At 70.2% G+C, this 17,675-nt stretch carries 17 protein-coding genes; 15 read left to right on the top strand and 2 right to left on the bottom strand.

Annotated elements, in window-relative coordinates:
• Positions 1 to 4 precede the first annotated feature (4 nt).
• Genes AB0M36_RS07765 through AB0M36_RS07725 form a run of 9 tightly spaced genes read left to right on the top strand, consistent with a single transcriptional unit; the run spans position 5 to position 8,510 of the window.
• Positions 5 to 1,198, top strand: a complete 1,194-nt coding sequence (locus AB0M36_RS07765; RefSeq protein ID WP_364153976.1) for a beta-ketoacyl-[acyl-carrier-protein] synthase family protein — start codon at positions 5 to 7, stop codon at positions 1,196 to 1,198.
• Positions 1,195 to 2,223, top strand: coding sequence for a beta-ketoacyl synthase N-terminal-like domain-containing protein (locus AB0M36_RS07760; protein ID WP_364153973.1), 1,029 nt, complete (start codon positions 1,195 to 1,197; stop codon positions 2,221 to 2,223). The genes AB0M36_RS07765 and AB0M36_RS07760 overlap by 4 nt, the downstream gene beginning before the upstream one ends.
• Positions 2,199 to 2,561 (top strand): hypothetical protein, encoded by a 363-nt coding sequence (locus AB0M36_RS07755; protein WP_364153971.1) that lies wholly within the window; start codon positions 2,199 to 2,201, stop codon positions 2,559 to 2,561. The genes AB0M36_RS07760 and AB0M36_RS07755 overlap by 25 nt, the downstream gene beginning before the upstream one ends.
• Positions 2,552 to 2,962: a hypothetical protein gene (locus AB0M36_RS07750; protein ID WP_364153968.1), complete on the top strand. Its 411-nt coding sequence runs from the start codon at positions 2,552 to 2,554 to the stop codon at positions 2,960 to 2,962. The genes AB0M36_RS07755 and AB0M36_RS07750 overlap by 10 nt, the downstream gene beginning before the upstream one ends.
• Entirely contained in the window at positions 2,959 to 3,702 is a 744-nt protein-coding gene (fabG, locus tag AB0M36_RS07745; protein WP_364153966.1) for a 3-oxoacyl-ACP reductase FabG, read from the top strand. The genes AB0M36_RS07750 and fabG overlap by 4 nt, the downstream gene beginning before the upstream one ends.
• On the top strand, positions 3,702 to 5,042 hold the full coding sequence (locus AB0M36_RS07740; RefSeq protein WP_364153963.1) for a condensation domain-containing protein: 1,341 nt from the start codon (positions 3,702 to 3,704) through the stop codon (positions 5,040 to 5,042). The genes fabG and AB0M36_RS07740 overlap by 1 nt, the downstream gene beginning before the upstream one ends.
• Positions 5,039 to 6,643 (top strand): condensation domain-containing protein, encoded by a 1,605-nt coding sequence (locus AB0M36_RS07735; protein ID WP_364153961.1) that lies wholly within the window; start codon positions 5,039 to 5,041, stop codon positions 6,641 to 6,643. The genes AB0M36_RS07740 and AB0M36_RS07735 overlap by 4 nt, the downstream gene beginning before the upstream one ends.
• A gap of 32 nt (positions 6,644 to 6,675) precedes the next feature.
• Complete coding sequence (locus AB0M36_RS07730; RefSeq protein ID WP_364153959.1) at positions 6,676 to 7,272, top strand: winged helix-turn-helix domain-containing protein; 597 nt, start codon at positions 6,676 to 6,678, stop codon at positions 7,270 to 7,272.
• A complete protein-coding gene (locus tag AB0M36_RS07725; protein WP_364153956.1) occupies positions 7,269 to 8,510 on the top strand; it encodes an MFS transporter in 1,242 nt (413 codons plus the stop codon). The genes AB0M36_RS07730 and AB0M36_RS07725 overlap by 4 nt, the downstream gene beginning before the upstream one ends.
• Positions 8,511 to 8,551: 41 nt before the next feature.
• Here AB0M36_RS07725 and AB0M36_RS07720 read toward each other — a convergent pair whose 3' ends face one another.
• Positions 8,552 to 10,300, bottom strand: coding sequence for a condensation domain-containing protein (locus tag AB0M36_RS07720; protein WP_364153954.1), 1,749 nt, complete (start codon positions 10,298 to 10,300; stop codon positions 8,552 to 8,554).
• 43 nt (positions 10,301 to 10,343) lie between these two features.
• On the bottom strand, positions 10,344 to 11,714 hold the full coding sequence (phoA, locus tag AB0M36_RS07715; RefSeq protein ID WP_364153951.1) for an alkaline phosphatase: 1,371 nt from the start codon (positions 11,712 to 11,714) through the stop codon (positions 10,344 to 10,346).
• A gap of 184 nt (positions 11,715 to 11,898) precedes the next feature.
• Here phoA and AB0M36_RS07710 point away from each other — a divergent pair, with 184 nt between their 5' ends.
• From AB0M36_RS07710 to AB0M36_RS07685, 6 genes are read left to right on the top strand one after another with little or no spacing between them, the layout of a single operon-like run.
• Entirely contained in the window at positions 11,899 to 13,050 is a 1,152-nt protein-coding gene (locus tag AB0M36_RS07710; RefSeq protein WP_364153948.1) for a radical SAM protein, read from the top strand.
• A gap of 1 nt (position 13,051) precedes the next feature.
• Positions 13,052 to 13,312: an acyl carrier protein gene (locus tag AB0M36_RS07705; protein WP_364153946.1), complete on the top strand. Its 261-nt coding sequence runs from the start codon at positions 13,052 to 13,054 to the stop codon at positions 13,310 to 13,312.
• Positions 13,313 to 13,315: 3 nt separating this feature from the next.
• The gene (locus AB0M36_RS07700; RefSeq protein ID WP_364153944.1) at positions 13,316 to 14,605 is read left to right on the top strand and encodes a hypothetical protein; all 1,290 of its coding nucleotides are present in this window, start codon (positions 13,316 to 13,318) and stop codon (positions 14,603 to 14,605) included.
• Entirely contained in the window at positions 14,595 to 15,593 is a 999-nt protein-coding gene (locus AB0M36_RS07695) for a Gfo/Idh/MocA family oxidoreductase (RefSeq protein ID WP_364153941.1), read from the top strand. The genes AB0M36_RS07700 and AB0M36_RS07695 overlap by 11 nt, the downstream gene beginning before the upstream one ends.
• The gene (locus AB0M36_RS07690) at positions 15,590 to 16,567 is read left to right on the top strand and encodes a phosphotransferase (protein WP_364153939.1); all 978 of its coding nucleotides are present in this window, start codon (positions 15,590 to 15,592) and stop codon (positions 16,565 to 16,567) included. Before AB0M36_RS07695 ends, AB0M36_RS07690 begins: the two co-directional genes overlap by 4 nt.
• A complete protein-coding gene (locus AB0M36_RS07685) occupies positions 16,564 to 17,652 on the top strand; it encodes a hypothetical protein (RefSeq protein WP_364153936.1) in 1,089 nt (362 codons plus the stop codon). The genes AB0M36_RS07690 and AB0M36_RS07685 overlap by 4 nt, the downstream gene beginning before the upstream one ends.
• Positions 17,653 to 17,675 lie beyond the last annotated feature (23 nt).

The following is a 17,675-nucleotide window of genomic DNA, read 5'->3' as shown; positions in this document are numbered from 1 at the left end:
AGTCATGATCACCGGTCTCGGTGTGATCAGCAGTATCGGAACCGGCGCACCGGCGTTCGCCGACGCGCTGCACCACGGCAGGTCCGGAGTCTCGCCGATCACGGCGTTCGATACCCGCGGCCTGGAGTACACCAACGCCTGCGAGGTCGCCGACTTCGATCCTGAAGCATCGGCCTCGGACACGGGCCCGGCGGCTCGGGGGCGGGCCACCCAGCTGGCCGTGTCATCGGCCCGGATGGCGGTCCGCGACGGCGGGCTCAGCCCGGCGACCCTGCGCGGGCAGGCGGTCCTCGTCTCGGTCGGCACGACCAACGGCGAGGCTCGCGAGTTGGACGGCATCACCGAGCGACAGGTCCGTAACGGCACGGATGCGGTGGACCCCGCGGCCGCCCACCGGGGCCGGACCAGCCGGTTGTCCTCGGAGATCGCCCGGGACCTGGAGCTGAGCCGGGCCGAGGTGATGACGGTGCCGACGGCCTGTGCCGCCGGCAACTATGCGATCGGGTACGGATTCGACGCGGTGGCCGCCGGCGATGTCGACGTGGCCATCTGCGGCGGCGTCGATGCGCTGGTGCGCAGCACGTTCCTCAGCTTCTACCGGCTGGGCACCATCGCCCCAGAGCGCTGCCAGCCCTTCGACCGTAACCGGCAGGGGATCCTGACCGGCGAGGGCAGCGGCATGCTGGTTCTGGAGAGTTACGATTCGGCCCTGGCGCGTGGCGCCCGCATCTACGCGGAAGTGCTGGGATACGGCCTCAGCTGCGACGCCTCCCACCCGGTGGCGCCGGAGCGCGACAGTGTGGCTGCGTGCATGTCACGGGCACACGCCAACGCGGGTGTCGCGGCCGGCGACATCGACCTCATCTCGGCTCACGGCACCGGGACCAGGGCCAATGACCTCACCGAGGTCGCCGCCATCCGCCGGGTCTTCGACGACGCACCCCCGCCGACCATCTCGGTGAAGTCGATGCTGGGACACACCATGGGAGCGGCCAGCGCGCTCGCGGCGATCGCCTCCGTGATGGCTCTCACCGAGGGCTTCATACCGCCCACAGTGGGCTTCGAGGAACCCGACCCGGAGGTTGAGATCGATTGTGTGCCCAATGAGGCGCGCACGGCGGATCTGCGCATCGTGCAGAACAACGCGATGGCCTTCGGTGGCAACAACGCCGTGCTGATCCTGGGGGCCCGACCATGACCGCACCCACGGTAGTCATCTCGGCGTGGGAGACCATCTCCCCGCTTGGCTGGAACGCCGAGGAGCACGCCCGCAACCTGCGCAAGCCGGCAGCGGGTGAGCCGGGACCGCGGACCGTGGCGGGATTCGACGTGCGGCAGGTGCTCGGGCCGCGCGGCACCCGGGCCATGTGCCGCGGGACAGGTCTGGCCGTGGCGACCACGGGACAGCTGCTGGCGAGAGTCGGCCTGGACAAGGAGCGCCGGCCGGCCGGGTCCGATGACTGGATCGGGGTGGTGCTGGCCACCAGCGACATGGTTCAGCCACTGTCGTCGTTCAACACCGACAGTTGGACCCGGGGCCGGCCGTACGACGTCGATCCGGCGCAAGCGCCGAGTCTGCTGATGAACGTGCACTCCGGCCACTCGGCCATCTGGCACCGCCTGAGGGGACCGAACTCAACGATCTGCGGCAGCCACCTGGGGTCGTTGCTGGCGCTCAGCTACGCACGCAGGCTGCTGCACGGCGGCCATGCCCGGGCAGTGCTCTGCGGCGCCGTCGAGGAACACAGCGAGGTCCGGGCCGCGTACACCGCGGCTCGGGCCGGGGCCGAAGCGGCGACGGCGCTGGGCGAGGGCTGTGTGGCCTTCCTGCTGGAGTCCGCGGCGACGGCGAAACGGCCGCCGTTGGCCGAGGTGGTGGCCCTGAACTTCGGGTTCGCCGCGGATCCGGACGACACCGGGACCGCGCTGACCGCGGCGTTGCACCGGGCTCTGGAGACCGCCGGTGCCCAGGCGGCGGAGGTTTCGGCGGTGGCGCTGGGGCCGGGCGGTGCGGACACCGAGGTCGCGGCGATCCGGCACACGTTCGGCGACGTGCGGCTGCTGTCGGCCTCGGCGGACGCCGTCGGTGACACCGAGTCGGTGTCTGGAGCGTTCCAGATCGCCGAGATCCTCGCGGATCCGCGGTGCGCGCAGTCACTGGTCGCGGCGACCTCGACCGATTCCGAAGGGCGGGTGGGATGCGCACTGTTGCGAGTGTTCTGAGGGCATTCGACTGGCATTTCACCCTGACCGGCCAGAACGAGGCGGTCATCGTCCTGGACCGGGCGCTGCCTGTCTTCGACGGCCACTTCCCGGACCGGCCGGTACTGCCGGGTGTGTGCCTGGTGGATTTGGCGGACCGGGCCGCGCAGGTGCTCGGCCTGGTGACCGGGACTCCGCTGGTGGTGGAGCGCGCCCGTTTCACCGGTGCGGCGCTCCCGGGCGACCGGCTGCGGCTGCACTTCACTCGGGACCGCAACTCACTGCTCGTCGAGATCACCGCGGACGACGGCGACCGGTGCCGACTGCGGCTGGGATACGGGGCGTCGGCATGGACCTGACCACGATCCTGCCGCATCGGCCTCCGATGCTGCTCGTCGAGGAGGTCACCGACGTGGTGCCCGGCCTACGGCTGACCGGACGGTTCGAGGTGCGCCACAACCGGCCCTGGTGTACCGGCGGACTGCCGACCTATCTGGTCCTGGAGTCGTGGTTGCAGTCCGCCGCGGTGCTGGTCGGGTGGGCCCTGCCAGCGCCCGCCGGGAGACTCACCCTGGTGGCGGGCATGCGCGACGTCCGGTTGGGGCGCTCGGCGCAGCGGGGCGAGACGGTCGAGCACCACGTCGAGATCGTCCGCTCGGTAGAAACCACGGCCATCTGCACCGGCGTCGGGGTGGTCGGCGACGAACCGATCCTGCGGGTCGGACAGGTCACGGTGACGTTCGCTGGAGGAGACGAATGACGCGGCAACGGCCCATCGCATTAGTCAGCGGAGGCTCGCGCGGCATCGGCCGTGCGGTGGTCCTCAGGCTGGCCGAGGCCGGTCACGACGTGAGCTTCTGTTACCGCTCGGACGGCGCGGCCGCCGCCGAGGTGACAGAACTGGTCAAGGAACGAGGCGGACGGGCCCACGCCCAGCAAGTCGACGTGGGCGATCCCGCCGCGGTGTCGGCGTACGTGCGCGCCACCGAGGAGCTGCTCGGCCCCATCGACGCCGTCGTCACCTCGGCCGGGATTACCCGGGACGCCCCCACCGTCCTGCTCACCGATGCGGCCTGGCGCGAGGTGCTGCACACCAACCTCGGCGGGACGTTCCACGTGTGCCGGGCGGCGGCCTTCGGCATGGTCAAACGCCGGCGCGGCGCGATCGTCACGTTGTCCTCGATCTCCGGCGTGTACGGCCATGCGGGGCAGCCCAACTACTCTGCCGCCAAGGCCGGCATCTGCGGATTCACCCGGGCGCTGGCCAAGGAGGTGGCCGGGCGCGGCGTGCGGGTCAATGCCGTCGCACCCGGCTTCATCGACACCGACATGACGGCGGCGCTGCCCCCGGCGGCCCTGCGGAGCGCGACGGAGCGGATCCCGATGGGCCGGACCGGACGGGCGGAGGAGGTGGCCGATCTGGTGGAGTTCCTGCTGTCGGACCGCGCCTCGTACATCACCGCGCAGGTATTCGGCGTCGACGGCGGGTTGGTGATCTGATGAACCCGCACCCGCGCCTCGGTGCAGCGTCGGTCGCCGTGCCGTTGTCACCGGCGCAGGCCGGCATGTGGTACGGCCACCACCTCGATCCGACCGGCCGTCGCCACACGGTGGCCGAATGTCTCGAGATCCGCGGACCCCTGGACATCAAGGCGCTGCTCGCCGCGTTCCGGCTGATGGTGGCCGAGACCGACGCGTACCGGGTGGTGTCGGTCGGCGGCGTCGCCGGTGTCGACCAGCTGGTCTCCGACGATCCGGACGTCTTCCCCCTGCACGTACGCGACCTCACCCCCACTGCTGAACCGGAGCTCGCCGCCGCGGCCGCGATGCGGGCCGACCTTGCGGCGCCGATCGATCTGGGCAGCGGGCCGCTGACGCACAGCACGCTGTTCAAGGTCGGCACGGACCGGTTCCGGTGGTACCTGCGGGGCCACCATCTGACCTGTGACGCGTACGGCAACCGGCTCACCTGCCGACGGGTGGCCGAGGTGTACTCGGCAACGACGTCGGGCCGGCCGGTCCCGCCACGCACCTTCGGCACCCTCGGCGACCTGCTGGCCGAGGACGGCGCGTACCGGGCGTCGGCGGACTGGACCGCCGACCGCGAGTACTGGCGGCGGCAGCTCGACGGTTGTCCCCCGCCGGTGCGGCTCGGCGCGGTGGAGCAGGCACCCCGGCCGGAGGTGGTGCGCAGCACTACCCAGGTGGCGACCTCGACCGCCGCACGGCTGCGGGGCACCGCGGCGGCGACTCGCACACCGTGGCCGGTGTGGATGGTCGCGGCCACCGCCGCCTATCTGCACCGTACGACCGGCCAGCGTGACATCGTGCTCGGCATGCTGGTCAGCGGGCGCCGGACCCGGCTGGCGCGGCACACGCCGGGCATGACGGCCAACGTTCTGCCGGTGCGCATCCGCATCGAACCGGGCCGGCCGCTGGCGCAGATGGTACCGCCGGTGTGGGCCGCGATGAGCGAGGCGCTCAAGCATCAGCGCTACCGCTACGAGGACATGCGCCGCGACCTCGGGCTGTCGGCGGCCGATCCCGGCATCCTCGGCCCGCTGATCAATGTGCTGACCTATGACACTCCCCTGGACTTCGGCGCCCTGCGCAGCACCGTGCACAACCTCGCGGTCGGACCGACAGACGATCTGTCGATCATCGTGTACGACCGCGACGACCGGCTACGGGTGGGTCTCGATGGCAATGCCGGATGGTATGGCCAGGGCGACCTCCTCAACCACCGCGACGGGCTCCTGACCTTTCTCGACATGGCGTTACGGGATCCGGCCGGCCCACTGAGCAAGCCGGCCGCGCACGACCCGGCGGATGTGCGGTGAAGGCGCCTATCGACGTGGCCGCCGTCGCCGTCACCGTCAGCGGCTGCCGTTGGGGCCAGGCTCCCGCCACCTGGGGTCAGGCCAACATCCTGCGTATCCTGGCGATGCTGCGCGAACGGGCGCACTCGGCGAACCTCAGCGAGTGTGTGCCGCTGCCACCGGGCACATCGGTCGCCGCGGCGACGGCATGGATCCGGAAACTGCTGATCACCTTCGAGGCGCTTCGGACTCGGTACGTCGAACGCGACGGCGGGTGGGAGCAGATCCTCGACGGTGCCGGTTCGCTCGAGGTCGAGCTGGTGACGACCGACGGGCAGGACGTGATGGCCGCGGCCGAGGCCGAGATCGCGAGGTTGCGGGCCACTCCCTTCGACCTCGCACGGCGCTGGCCGGTGCGCTTCTCGCTGCTGCTGCGCGACGGCTACGCCGCCGGGCTGACCTTCGCCTGCTCCCATGCGGTTTCGGACGCGTGGGGTGTCCGGGCGCTGCGCACCGCGCTGGCCATGCCGGGCGGTCCGGTCGATCCGGGGGTGCAACCACTGGACCAGGCCGGGTTCGAGACCTCTCCGGCCGGGCTGCGGCTGGACGAGCGTGCCGCGGAGTATTGGCGGACCCAGTTGACCGCGATGCCTCGTACCCTGTTCCCGAAGCCGGGACGGTCGGCGCACGAGGGTGTGCGCTTCTGGTACGCGAAGTTCGACTCGCCGGTACTCTCGGCGGCCCTGCCGTATCTGGCGCGGCGCTTCCGGACCAACACGTCGGTGGTGCTCTACGGCGCGTTCGCCGCAGCCCTGGCCGCGAATGCCGGCGTCGACGGGTGCCCGATCGGGTTGGTTGCGGCGAACCGGTCGAGGCCCGGAACGCGGACCGCGCTCGCCCCGTACTCACAGCTGGTGCCGGCCGTCGTCCCGGTCTCCGGCCGGGACTGGGGTGCGATCATCACCGGCGCGGCCGGCGCGGCGCTGACCGCTTTCCGCTACAGCGCCTCCCATCCGCGGACTGCCGCTGCGGTCACCGCGGAGGTGGCGCAGTCCCGCGGTGTCCACCTGGACCTGTCCCTGTGGTTCAACGACACCCGTGCCACGTATGCGGCGGCGGACGGTGGCTTCGATCCTGCCCGGCCGCCGACCGCCGGTGTGGCCGATTGGCACGACCGCACCGATCGCGGTGACTCGACGGTCTTCGTCTATGTCCACGGAGACGCCGCACACCCCACCCTGAACGTCATGGTCGACACGGTCCGGCTGTCCCGCCCCGACGCGGAACGGCTGTTGGCCGACGTGGAGCAGGGGTTGCTCGACGCCGCCGGCACCCGCTCCGCCGGCAGCCTCCCGGCGTCCGTGCGGTGGCGACCGAGCGGGTCCGGCTGGGTACGGGTCGACGGCTCCTGGGTGAATCTGCCCGCAGTCGAGGGGCTGGTTCGTGACTGCGGCGACTGGTCGGATGTGCGGGTCCGGCTGGACGGGCAGCGACTCATCGCCGACGTGACACCGCGGGGTGGCGTGCCGGATCTGGAAGCGGTGCGTCGTGCCGGCCTGGCCCGGTTGCCGCTCATGCCGGAAGCGATCGTCCCTCATCAATTCGCCCTGCTCCGGCGATAGCAAAGATCTCTTTGCAGAGGTATCTTTGCGGTATGGCGGACGCCGACAACCTGATCTCACTCACCCCGCACGCGCTGCGCGGGCTGGCCCATCCGTTACGGGTACGGATGCTCAACGAGCTACGCGAACGCGGCCCGTCCACCGCGACGCTGCTGGCCGCCCGGCTCGGCGAGTCCAGCGGCTCCACCAGCTACCACCTGCGTCAGCTGGCGTCCCATGGCTTCGTCGTCGAGGACACCACTCGGGGCGACGGCCGCGAACGGTGGTGGCGGCCGGCGCATCGCGGAACCGAGCTCAATGCCGCCAATGCCCGCGCGGCACCCGGCAACGCCGAGGCCTACCTGCGGGCGGTAGCGACTGCGGACTTCCAGCGGGTCGACGAGTTTCTGGGTGCGTTGACCAGCGTGCCCGAGGCCTGGCAGGACGTCACCACGATCAGCTCCACCGGTCTACGCCTGACAGCCGCGCAGGCCGCCGACCTAAGGGCCCGGATCGAGGCGGTGATCGCAGAGTTCCCCGTGGACGATCCGGAAGAGCCCGCCGCCGGGGGCACCGACCGGGTGTGCCTGCAGTGGCAACTGTTCCCCCAATTGCCCGACCTCCCCCCGCGAAGCATGGAGGCACCGTGATCCGACGGCCCATCATCAGCCTGCTCATCGCCGAGGCGGTGTCGATGACCGGCAGCCGCGTGTCCGTCGTCGCCGTACCGTGGCTAGTACTGATCACCACCGACTCGCCGACCCGGGTCGGTGTCGTCACGTTCGCCCAGGCGCTGCCCTTCGTCTTCGCCAGCCTGCTCGGCGGGCCCCTGGTCGACCGGCTCGGCGCACGGCGTACCGCGATCGCCGCCGACTCGGCCAGCGCGGTGACGATCGCGATTGTTCCGCTGCTGTACGCCCAGGGTGCCCTCTCGTTCGGCTGGCTGCTGGCCGTGGTGACGGTCAGCGGCGCACTGGGTGGCTGCGGGGAGACCGCCAAACGGGCCTTGCTCCCGCGGGTGATCGAGGCGTCCGGAATGACGATGTCTCGTGGCACCGCCCTGTACGACGGCGTCAATCGCAGCGCCACCCTTCTCGGCCTGCCGCTGGCCGGAGTCCTGATCGCGGCGATGGGTGCCGCCCCGGTGCTCATCGTCGACGCCGCATCGTTCGCGCTGGGCGTCGTCGTGCTGGTCGCCGGCATCCGGCCGAGCGAGGCCACCGTCGAGGGGGAACGGCCGCACGAGCCGTACGGCGCCGCACTCAAGGCCGGGCTGAGCTACTTCCGCAAGGACGGCCTGGTCGCCGCCATCCTGGTGATGCTCTTCGTCACCAACCTTCTCGACCAGGCGTACAACGCGATCTTCGTGCCGGTCTGGGTCCGGGACGCAGGCGCCGAACCGATCTGGCTCGGCCTGCTCGGCGGCGCGTTCGGGCTCGGCGCGGTGCTCGGCAACATCGTCTACACCGCCCTGGCGAATCGGCTGCCACGACACATGACGTTCGCCGTCTGTTTCCTGCTCGCCGGGTCTCCGCGGTTTTTCGCGATGAACCTGTCTGACTCGACGTGGCTGGTGCTGCTGGTCGCCTTCGGTGCCGGCCTGGCCATCGCCGCGGTCAACCCGATCCTGTTCGCCGTCGGATACGAGCGCATTCCCCCACACATGCAGGGCCGGGTGTTCGGTGCCATCGGCGCGCTGGCCTGGGCCGGCATCCCGCTGGGCAGTCTCGCCGGCGGCATCGCGGTCGACACCGCGGGCCTGCGGATCACCTTGCTGGTCGCCGCCGGTCTCTACCTCGCGATGACCCTCGTCCCGTTCCTGGTGCCGCGCTGGCGCGAACTGGACCAGAAACCGGAGAACACGCCGGCCGAGGCCGTGACAGCGTGACCGTGAGGCGCCGCCTTTGCAACGCAGTTTCGCCGCGGCCGTCACCTACCCGCACGCGACACGGCACTACCCGTGGGTACGCCGGAATGGCCCGAGCCCGAGGCGACCGTCCGGCGGGTGCGCCAGGCACTCGGGTCGGACACCGCCGGGGCGTCCGCGCACACGACGAACCGGTGCGGAACCATTGCCGTACGGCGACCGGCGAGCGCCGCCTGGCACGAGTCGCGAAGCCGGACGAGGTCGACAGGCGCGTCGGCGGCCAGGTACGCCACCAGCTCGGTGCCGTCCACGAACACGTCGACCCGCTGCACGGCGCCGGCAGACCGCACGACATCGGCGACCGCGTGCAGGTCGATCCACGATGAGTCCACCAGCCGCCATCGGGAACCCCGCGACGGCGGTACGACGTCGACCCAGGGTGACAGCTCGGCGAGCGGCAGTTCGGTCACCGCCGCGCGGCAGAGCAGACGCTCGACCGACCGCAGCCACGCAGCTGCCTCCTCAACCGGGATGACCGTGGTGTCGACGAGGAACCTGAGGTCGAACGCAAACCCGTTGTCGAGGGCGTGCAGCAGGTAGGCACAGCCGGCGCTGTTGTCGCCGTCGATCCACTGCCATGTCGTCCGCAAAGCCGCCGCCGCGAGCGCCGCGGCAGTCGGTCGGTCGGTGGTCACGCCGCCCCTGGCCCGGTTGACGTAATTCAGCGAACCGCCGGGATGGCTCACGCGGACGCCGCGCTCGCGTTCGACGGCCCGTACCAGCTCGGCGCGCTCGGGCACCGGGAAGGTGCCGAAGCGATCCGCGCACAGGATCGTGCGTGCGGACCGGCGGATGACCTCGTCCATGTCGGCGTCCGCCAGGTCGACGAGCGCGAATGCCTCCTGCGAGTACGAACCGACAGCGTGGTGCGTCTCCTCGCGCAGCCGGCCCGCCGCGATGAGCTGGAGGAACGAGCGGGTCAACCCGTTCGCGTACCCCGCCACGGTGGTCAGCCCGGCGTAGATTACCGCCGCCCGGGAGCTGAGGCGATGTCGTGCGGCAAGGGCGTTCGCGGCGAGAGCCAGCGCTTCGGAGCGTACGTGCAGGTACCGAAAGCGGGGCTCCTCGTACGACACCGGCTCCCGGGGAAGCATCGTCTGCGGCATGGCGCGCAGGATCGACTGGGCGTACCGCAAGGAGCGCTCGGCGGTGCGTACGCCTGCCGGTGACTCCTCGAACGCTGCCTGCTCCAGTGGTTGGTGGACCCGTTCGGGCGGCGGTCTGCCGTGGGAAGCGGCCGATACCGCAGCGAGCTCGGACCGCACGACGTCAACGGCGATCGCGTCGCAGGCGAGGTGGCAGAAGACGACCGTCAGGTGGCGCGGTTCGCCGCCGCTGGTCAGCAGGCACGAGCGCAGCGCGGGCTCCCGGTCGAGCTCGAACGGGCCGGTGGCCAGCCGTTCCCGGACATCTCGTCGCAGTTCGTCGGTGACGGCCGGCGCGTCCAGCACCGAGAGCACGATCGTCCCGGACCGGATGACCTCCTGCCGTACGCCGTCGGAGGTGGACCGGTAGATGGTGCGCAGCGCCTCGTGCCGCTCGACAAGAGTGCGCAGGGCATCCGCGACGTCGGACTGCCGCAGTCCCTCGCGCAGCGGGACGTCGACGACGACATTCATGCCGCTGCTCTCGGGGTACAGGTCGTTGAGGATCTGGTACATGTGTTGCTGGCCCCAGGTGAGCGGGCCGGTCCCACCGCGGCTGCCGTGGAACGGCAAGGCGACGTCGCGGGTGGATGGTGGCGTCCCCATGCTTCTCCCTGTGCTGGTGTCTGCGGCCCGGCCGCTCGTGGTCTCAGCGGATGCCGAGGGCTCGGCTCAGGGTGCGGAACAGGTCGGTCTGGTCCGTCACGCCGAGTACGTTGGCCGCCTGCGGACCGGACGCGCCGATCCGTACCTGGGTGCCGGTATGCTGCTGGGCCTCGGTCAGCGCAGCGGTGGCGTAGCTGATGGTCATGTCGACGTCGTCCTTCGTTCGCAGCGTGACGGTGCCTCCGGGGGTCGTGCTGCCAGCCTCGACGATCTGGCTGGTGTGTCCGTGGTCCGCGGTGACCACCACCAACGTGTCGGGATTGCGCTTCTGGAACCGCAGCGCGGCCGCCACGGCCTCGTCGAACGTGATCGTGGCGCCGATCTGGCCGCAGGGGTACGCGCCGTGGCCACCGTTGTCGATCAGTGCGCCCTCGACCTGCAGGAAGAAGCCCTTGTTGTGGTCTCGCGACTGCCGTTCCAGGAGGTTCATCGCGGTCGTCGCCATGTCCGCGAGCCGAGGCTGACGCGGGTCGCGGTCGGGGTTCGCCGTGCAGCGTGACGGCGCGGTGCCGGTCGGTGTGGGGGTCGGACCGACCATGTCCCAGTGGAAGTCGTTGGTGGCGAACACGCCGAGCAGCGGGACGTTCCGGTTCGTGGAGCCGATGGAGGCGAGACCGGCGGCGTCCGTGACGACGTGGTAGCCGGCGGCGGTCGCCTCCCGCATGACAGGCTGTCCGGCGTACGGGCCGGCCTGCAGGATCTGGTCGAAGTACCGCTGGCCGCCGCCCAGCATGACGTCCGGCCGCGTGGCGATCGACTGCTCGACGATCGAACCGGCGCCACCGTTCTCGCGGGCGTTCGTCGGGCACGCGCTCATCGACTCCGGACCCTTGCAGTGCCGGAACGTCACGTGGGACATCAGCACCGCCGGGGTGGCCCCCTGCAACTCCGCCGTGGTGACGTTGCCCGTGCGGTAGCCTGCGCGCTTGGCGAGCTCCAGAATGGTCGGCGCGGGCGTGCCGTCGGGCAGGACGGAGACGGCTCCATCGTACGTCTTGCGCCCGGTGGCCCAAGCGGTGCCGGTTGCCGCCGAGTCGGCGACGTAGTCGGGAAGGTGGGGCTTGTCGCGCTGCACCGAGTACGTCGTGTAGGCGCCGGTCAGCGGCAGCGAGTCCATCGACAGCCGTCCGGCAGCGCCGACGTGGTAGTTCCGCGCGATGGTGATCTCACTGTCGCCCATCCCGTCGCCGACGAGCAGGATGACATTACGTGCCTTACCACCGGTCAGAGAAGCCCGCACGGCCGACGTCCGGTCGCCGTCATGGGCCGAAGCCGAAGCGGCCGACGTCGCGACGAGCACAACGACCCCGAGCAAGGCGATGCCACGCCGGGCGAAGCTGAATCCGCTCTTCATCAATTCCCCGTCTCTCACTGTCCACATGGGTACACGGCTGAGGGCGCCGGGCGGCTAGCATACGTGCGGGCGCCCGCCGAGGAGGCCCCGAAGTACATATAGGACGGACTGCGCCATCGCGCAGATCGCCGCCTCTGATCACGCAGAACAGGGGAAAAGCGTGCATCCACAAACGACTCGTCGGTTGAACGCCAAGGAGTTCGCCGACATCAAGCACTCGGTGCGGATCCGCTCCGGCGCGCGCCGGAGTCAGCTCAGCGACCCGGGGTACGCAGCTCCCCTGCCGCAGGAGGTCAGCCTTCAACTCACCTATCGCTGCAACCTGCGCTGCACCCACTGCTATCAGTGGAACGATCAAGGGTTCTTCCGGGACTTCTCGGTCGACCGTCAGCGGACCGAGCTCGACCTGGGCGTGGTGGAGGACGTGCTTCGCACGACGGCGCCGATCAAGTCGAAGCTGTTCCTGTGGGGCGGCGAGCCGCTGATGCACACCCGGTTCGGCGAGGTCGCCAAGCTGATCGAGAGGTATCCGCGGACCGTCAACATGTGCACGAACGGGTTGCTGTTCAAGCGCAAGCTCGACGACCTGTTGCGTATCGGCGAGAACCTCAACCTTCTCGTCAGCCTGGACGGCCTCGGTGAGGACCATGAGGCGTTGCGCGGCAAGGGCACCTTCCGCCGCACCCACGACGCGATCACGATGATGCTCGACCTCAAGCGTGCGGGTCGGTTCGACGGCGAGATCTCGCTGTCCTGCATGGTCACGCACGCCACCGTCTACAAGATGTTCGAGTTCATGGAGTGGGCCGAGGAACTCGGCGTCAACACGGTGTATTTCCAGTTCCCCTGGTACATCAGTCCCGAGGTAGCCCACGCCATGGACGAGCTCTACGAACAGTCCTTCGCCTGGCTGGAGCCGAGCACCGGCACCAAGCGCCCGACCTGGCATTCGTACACGTACCAGCTTCCGCCCGAGTTACTGCCGGTCCTCAAGGAGTCGATGCGCCGCCTGGCCGAGCGCAGGTGGAACGTCCGGGTGCGCTACCAGCCGCAATTGGAGGCCGACGAGGTCGAGGATTTCATCCTCGGTACGTCGCGCCCGGCGCAGCGCCGCAGCAGGTGCCTCGCCGTCTCCAATCGGATGGAGGTCCACGCGGACGGCGCGGTCAGCTCGTGCAAGTTCTTCCCGGAGTTCGTCGTCGGCAACCTGTACGACTCGCCCGTCGAGGAGCTATGGCAGAGCGAGAAGTTCCGTCGGGTCCGCCAAACGCTCGCCGAGTCCGGCATGATGCCGGTCTGCTCCAAGTGCATTCTTCTCTACCTGAACGGAGTCTGACGTGGACGTCGTCGAGACCAAGATCAGCCAGGTTCTCGCCCGCGTGCTGGCCAATGGTGTGACGTCGAAGGAGCTGGATCTCGACGCGGACCTCGTCGACGACTACGGTATCGACTCGCTGCAGATGATCTCGTTACTTCTCGGCATCGAGGACGAGTTCGACCTGGAACTCGACTACGAGTCGCTGCAGCTCGACGACCTCCGTTCGGTGCGGCACTTCGCCAAGTACGTGCGCGAACTGCGCGGCGCGGCACCGGAGTAGAACTTGTTCAGCACCGTACACCTGGGCACGTTCGACGCAGAGCGCTGGTGGCGGCCCGCTGACCTCGCGGAACTCCCGGCCGTCGGCATGTCCGACGGTCGGTCCGTCGCGTCGATGGACGAGCTGCTGGCGGCGTTCTGCGCCCCGGGCGACCTGCTGATCACCCGTGCGCCGATGGCGGCCGGCCTGACCGCCAGCCTCGCAGCGGCCGGGATTGACTTCACCCACCACTACCTGGGCCCCGACGTCGACGCGGAGGGCGACACCGCGGAGGCACTCGTCCGCCGTGACCCGGCGCTCTGCTCCGACCTGCGATCGTGTCGGTCTCTCGCGCCGTACGCGGTGTTACCGGACACCTCGGCGCTGGCGGGCTACGTCGGCCACGCCCAGCAGTTGCCCGCCGCCGGGACGGCCGCCGAGGTCAACTCGAAGGTGTGGTCGAACGCGGTGGCGACCGACCTGGGCGTCGCCGGGACCGCCACGGTCGTACGCTCCACGTCCGAGCTGATCGCGGAAGTGTCGGCGCGGGACGGCGCGGCCGTCGTGAAGGACCCGTTCGGGGTGTCGGGCAAGGGCATGCTCGAGATCGACAACGCTCGCCGGCTGCAGCGGATCGGTGCTGCTCTCGACCGGCAGTGTGCCGACGGGCGCAGGATCGAGCTGCTGGTGCAGGACCGGTACGAATGCCGTACGAACTTCTCCACCCAGTTGACGGTCGGCTCGGACGGCACCGTGGACGTGCTCGGCGTACAGGTCATGCGGAACGTCGGCTTCCGGTACGCCGGCTCGGCGCCAGCCAGCGCCGGGTTCGTCCGCGAGCTGACGAAACGCGGGTACTTCGAGACTGTCGCCGCCGTCGGCGAGCGGCTCGTCACCGCCGGATATCGGGGACCGGTCGGGATCGACTCGGCGTTACTCGTCGACGACACGTTGATCCCGGTGTTCGAAGTCAACGCCCGGCGGTCGATGGGCCTGCTCTGTCTGACGTTGGACCGACGGTTCGGCGAGTTCGGCCTGACGTGCCGGCTCGTCGACCGGACGCTGCGGGTGGCACCAGGACTCGGTATCGACGATGTGGTGGATGCACTGCACCGTCATGGGCTCGAGTACGACGGCGGTGACACCCCCGGGGTCCTCGTGCTGGCCGGCAGCACGCTTTCCGCGCCGAGCGGACGGGTCCACATGGCCCTGCTCGACCGTCGCGACGCGGACCCCGCCGATCTGTCCGTGCGGGTCACCGCAGCACTCGCTACACGCGGGTTTACCACTCCGGGGGTCCAGCGTGCCGTATGACATCGGGCTCGTCGGCGCCACCGGGATCGCGGCACGGGCCGTCATCGCGCCGAGCCGGCGCACCCCGGACTTCCGCGTGGTGGCTGTGGCGGCGAGCGATCCGGACCGGGCCGCCGTCTACGCGCGGGAGCACGACATCCCGCGGGTGCACGCCGGCTACTCCGCGCTCGTCGAGGATCCAGACGTCGACGTCGTGTATGTGTCGCTGCACAACTCCGCCCACCACCGGTGGGCGCTAGCGGCCGCACGCGCCGGCAAGCACGTCGTCGTGGAGAAGCCGATCTGCCTCACGCCCGCCGAGGCGGAAGACCTGCGTGACGCCGGCCACGCGGCCGGCGTCGCGGTCGTGGAAGCGGTGCCGACAGCGGGACATCCGTGGCAGGACACGGTACGGGCGATGGCCGCCGACGGGCCATTCGGATCGCTGCGCCACATCCGTACCCGGATGCGCTTCGCCCCGCCACGACCCGGCGGTTACCGCGACCGCGTCGACCTCGGCGGCGGCATCTTCCTGGACACGGCCAGCTACTGGCTGCAGGCCGTACAGGCGGTCGTCGGACTCGAGCCGGCGAGGGGCACGGGAGCCTCCGCGTTCGACGGCCCGAACGGCGTGGACCGCGAGTTTCGCGCGACGCTAGCCGTCGGCAACGGAGTCACCGCGGTACTGCAGGCGCAGGTCGGCGAGCCTCATGTCGCGGAACACGAGTTCGTCTTCGACGACGCGGCGGTCCGGTTGCGTCACTTCCTGCGCCCGACCGCGGGCGCGTTGCCGTTGAACCTGGCGATCCGGTTCGCCGACGGGACCCGGCAGGTCCGGTCGTTCCCGCCGGTCGCGTACTACGACCGGCAACTCGCGAACGTGCGGAAGTTGCTGGCCGGCGGTCCGGTGGACGCGTCCGCCGCCGCAAACCAGTTCGGTGCGCGGATCACTTCGATGGCAGCCATCTACCAGGACGCCCGGCGCGTCCGCGTGAAGGAGCGGGCATGAGTCTGACCCCGGAAGCCCTGTCGAGGATCCTCGCCGACGCGGGGCTCGACGCGCCCGACGGCGTCGGCGCGGAGCCGCTGACCGGCGGCACGTACAACGCGGCATACCGGATCCGGCGCCGCGAGGGCGACGACTTGGTCCTCAAGATCGCTCCCGAACCGTCGGCACCGCGCCTGAGCTACGAGGCCGGCATCATGGCGACGGAGGAGGGTTTCTACCGGGCCTGCGCGGGTCGACTGCCGGTGCCGGCGGTCGTCCACGCGGACTACTCCCGGACGGTCGTCGACCGCGACCTGCTGCTGATGACGCACCGCCCAGGCACCGACTGGCACACCCTCAGCGGGGAGTTGAGCACCGCCGACAACGGGCGGCTGCGGTCCGAGCTCGGGGCTCACGTGGGGGCACTGCACGCGGTGACCGGCGACGGCTTCGGATACCCGCAGCGCGGCCTGTCGCCGACGTGGCGGACCGCGTTCGAGGCGATGACGGCCGGGCTCCTCGCGGACGCGGAGACCTTCCAGCCGGCCCTCCCGCGGTCTGTCGAGCAGATCCGGGAACTGTTCGCAGGATGCACCGCGGTGCTCGATGACGTGACCGATCCCGTGCTCGTCCACTTCGACCTGTGGCCCGGCAATGTCCTGGTCGATCACACCGAGGACGGCTACCGGATCGGCGGGATCATTGACGGTGAGCGCTCGTTCTGGGGAGATCCGGTCGCCGAGATGGTGTCGCTGGCGCTGTTCGCGGACATCGCCAGCGACACGGAGTTCCTCGCCGGGTACGCCCACGCCGGCGGTCGGCTCACCTTTGACGACAGCACCCGGACGCGCCTTGCTCTGTACCGGGCATACCTTTACCTGATCATGCTCGTGGAGATGGTCCCGCGCGGCGTACCGGACCCGGAGCGGGACCCGTTCACGAAGGTGATCGCCGAGCACCTCGTGACCGCGTTGACGGAGCTGGACCAGCGGTGATCGCGATCCTCACGTCCGGGGTGGCGCTCGGTGTCCACGTGCCCGGGCTGCTGCTGGCCGACCGACTGCGTGAGCGCGGCATGCGTGCCCGGGTGGACGTGCTAGAACGGCTGTTGCCCCCGGAAAAGCTGGCCACCACGGACCGCATGAAGTGGGCGTTCCACCGTGCGTTCCGCACCGCGCTGACCGGCCAGAAGCTCGCCTCGAACCCGGCGGATGCGGCGTCGCAGGCGAGCGTCGAGGCGCTGTTCGCGCGGTGGCGGGCACAGGACGTCAGACGGTTCGTGGTGTTCTCGGGGTTCTGGCTGGACGTGCTGGCCCGCTACTCGCGGACGTCGTCGCAGCCACTGGCCGTCGACGTGTGCCACGTTGACAGTGTGCTGTCGCCGTCGACGTCGCACCGGGTGGAGGGCATCCCCGTACGGCACGTGTGGCTCGCCGATGCGCAGACCGGGAGGTTGCCGTGCACGATCCCGGTCACACACGAGCCGGTGGTCGCCTGGTCGGCGCGTTCCCGCTTGCTCCTGCACGGTGGGGGCTGGGGCATCGGAACATACCGCGATCAGGTGGCGACGCTGCGCGATGCCGGGTTCGAGCTCGACGTCGTCGCGTACGAGTCGCGAGACGTGAGCGCGGACGACCCGGGAATCCGGCACTGGATGATCGACCCGGCTTGGCATCCGTGGCTGGACGACGGGTACCCGCCGTTCGGGCGGCTCGCGCCCGACGGATCGGTGAGTTATCGGCGCGGCACCGGTCGTCACGCTTCCTTCGAGGTGACCCGGCACGCGGTGGCGACGGTGAGCAAGCCCGGCGGGGGTACGCTGCTCGACTCCCTCTGGTCCGCCACGCCGGCGATCTTCCTCGATCCGTTCGGCGGGCACGAGCAACGCAACGCGGAGCTGTGGCAGCACCTCGGGTTCGGTCTGACGCTTGACGCGTGGCGCCAGTCCGGCTACGCGCTGGAGCCGCTACATCGGATGCACCTGGCGTTGCGGGCTGCCCGAGACGCCGTGGACGACTACAGCGAGCACGTGGCCGGACTCGCGGGTCAGGCGGCTGACGCCCACTCCCGCAGCAGCTGACCGAGGCACTCACCGGCGACGGT

The organism is Actinoplanes sp. NPDC051346, assembly GCF_040682215.1.
Taxonomy (GTDB): domain Bacteria; phylum Actinomycetota; class Actinomycetes; order Mycobacteriales; family Micromonosporaceae; genus Actinoplanes.
This window is presented reverse-complemented; position numbering and strand designations above follow the sequence as displayed.

What these genes read in the sequence shown, in the direction of transcription:
- AB0M36_RS07765 (WP_364153976.1), top strand. Translation starts at nt 5, where the DNA reads ATGATCACCGGTCTCGGTGTGATCAGCAGTATCGGAACCGGCGCACCG.
- fabG (WP_364153966.1), top strand. Translation starts at nt 2,959, where the DNA reads ATGACGCGGCAACGGCCCATCGCATTAGTCAGCGGAGGCTCGCGCGGC.
- AB0M36_RS07690 (WP_364153939.1), top strand. Translation starts at nt 15,590, where the DNA reads ATGAGTCTGACCCCGGAAGCCCTGTCGAGGATCCTCGCCGACGCGGGG.
- AB0M36_RS07760 (WP_364153973.1), top strand. Translation starts at nt 1,195, where the DNA reads ATGACCGCACCCACGGTAGTCATCTCGGCGTGGGAGACCATCTCCCCG.
- AB0M36_RS07750 (WP_364153968.1), top strand. Translation starts at nt 2,552, where the DNA reads ATGGACCTGACCACGATCCTGCCGCATCGGCCTCCGATGCTGCTCGTC.
- AB0M36_RS07720 (WP_364153954.1), bottom strand. Translation starts at nt 10,300, where the DNA reads ATGGGGACGCCACCATCCACCCGCGACGTCGCCTTGCCGTTCCACGGC.
- AB0M36_RS07755 (WP_364153971.1), top strand. Translation starts at nt 2,199, where the DNA reads ATGCGCACTGTTGCGAGTGTTCTGAGGGCATTCGACTGGCATTTCACC.
- AB0M36_RS07740 (WP_364153963.1), top strand. Translation starts at nt 3,702, where the DNA reads ATGAACCCGCACCCGCGCCTCGGTGCAGCGTCGGTCGCCGTGCCGTTG.
- phoA (WP_364153951.1), bottom strand. Translation starts at nt 11,714, where the DNA reads ATGAAGAGCGGATTCAGCTTCGCCCGGCGTGGCATCGCCTTGCTCGGG.
- AB0M36_RS07730 (WP_364153959.1), top strand. Translation starts at nt 6,676, where the DNA reads ATGGCGGACGCCGACAACCTGATCTCACTCACCCCGCACGCGCTGCGC.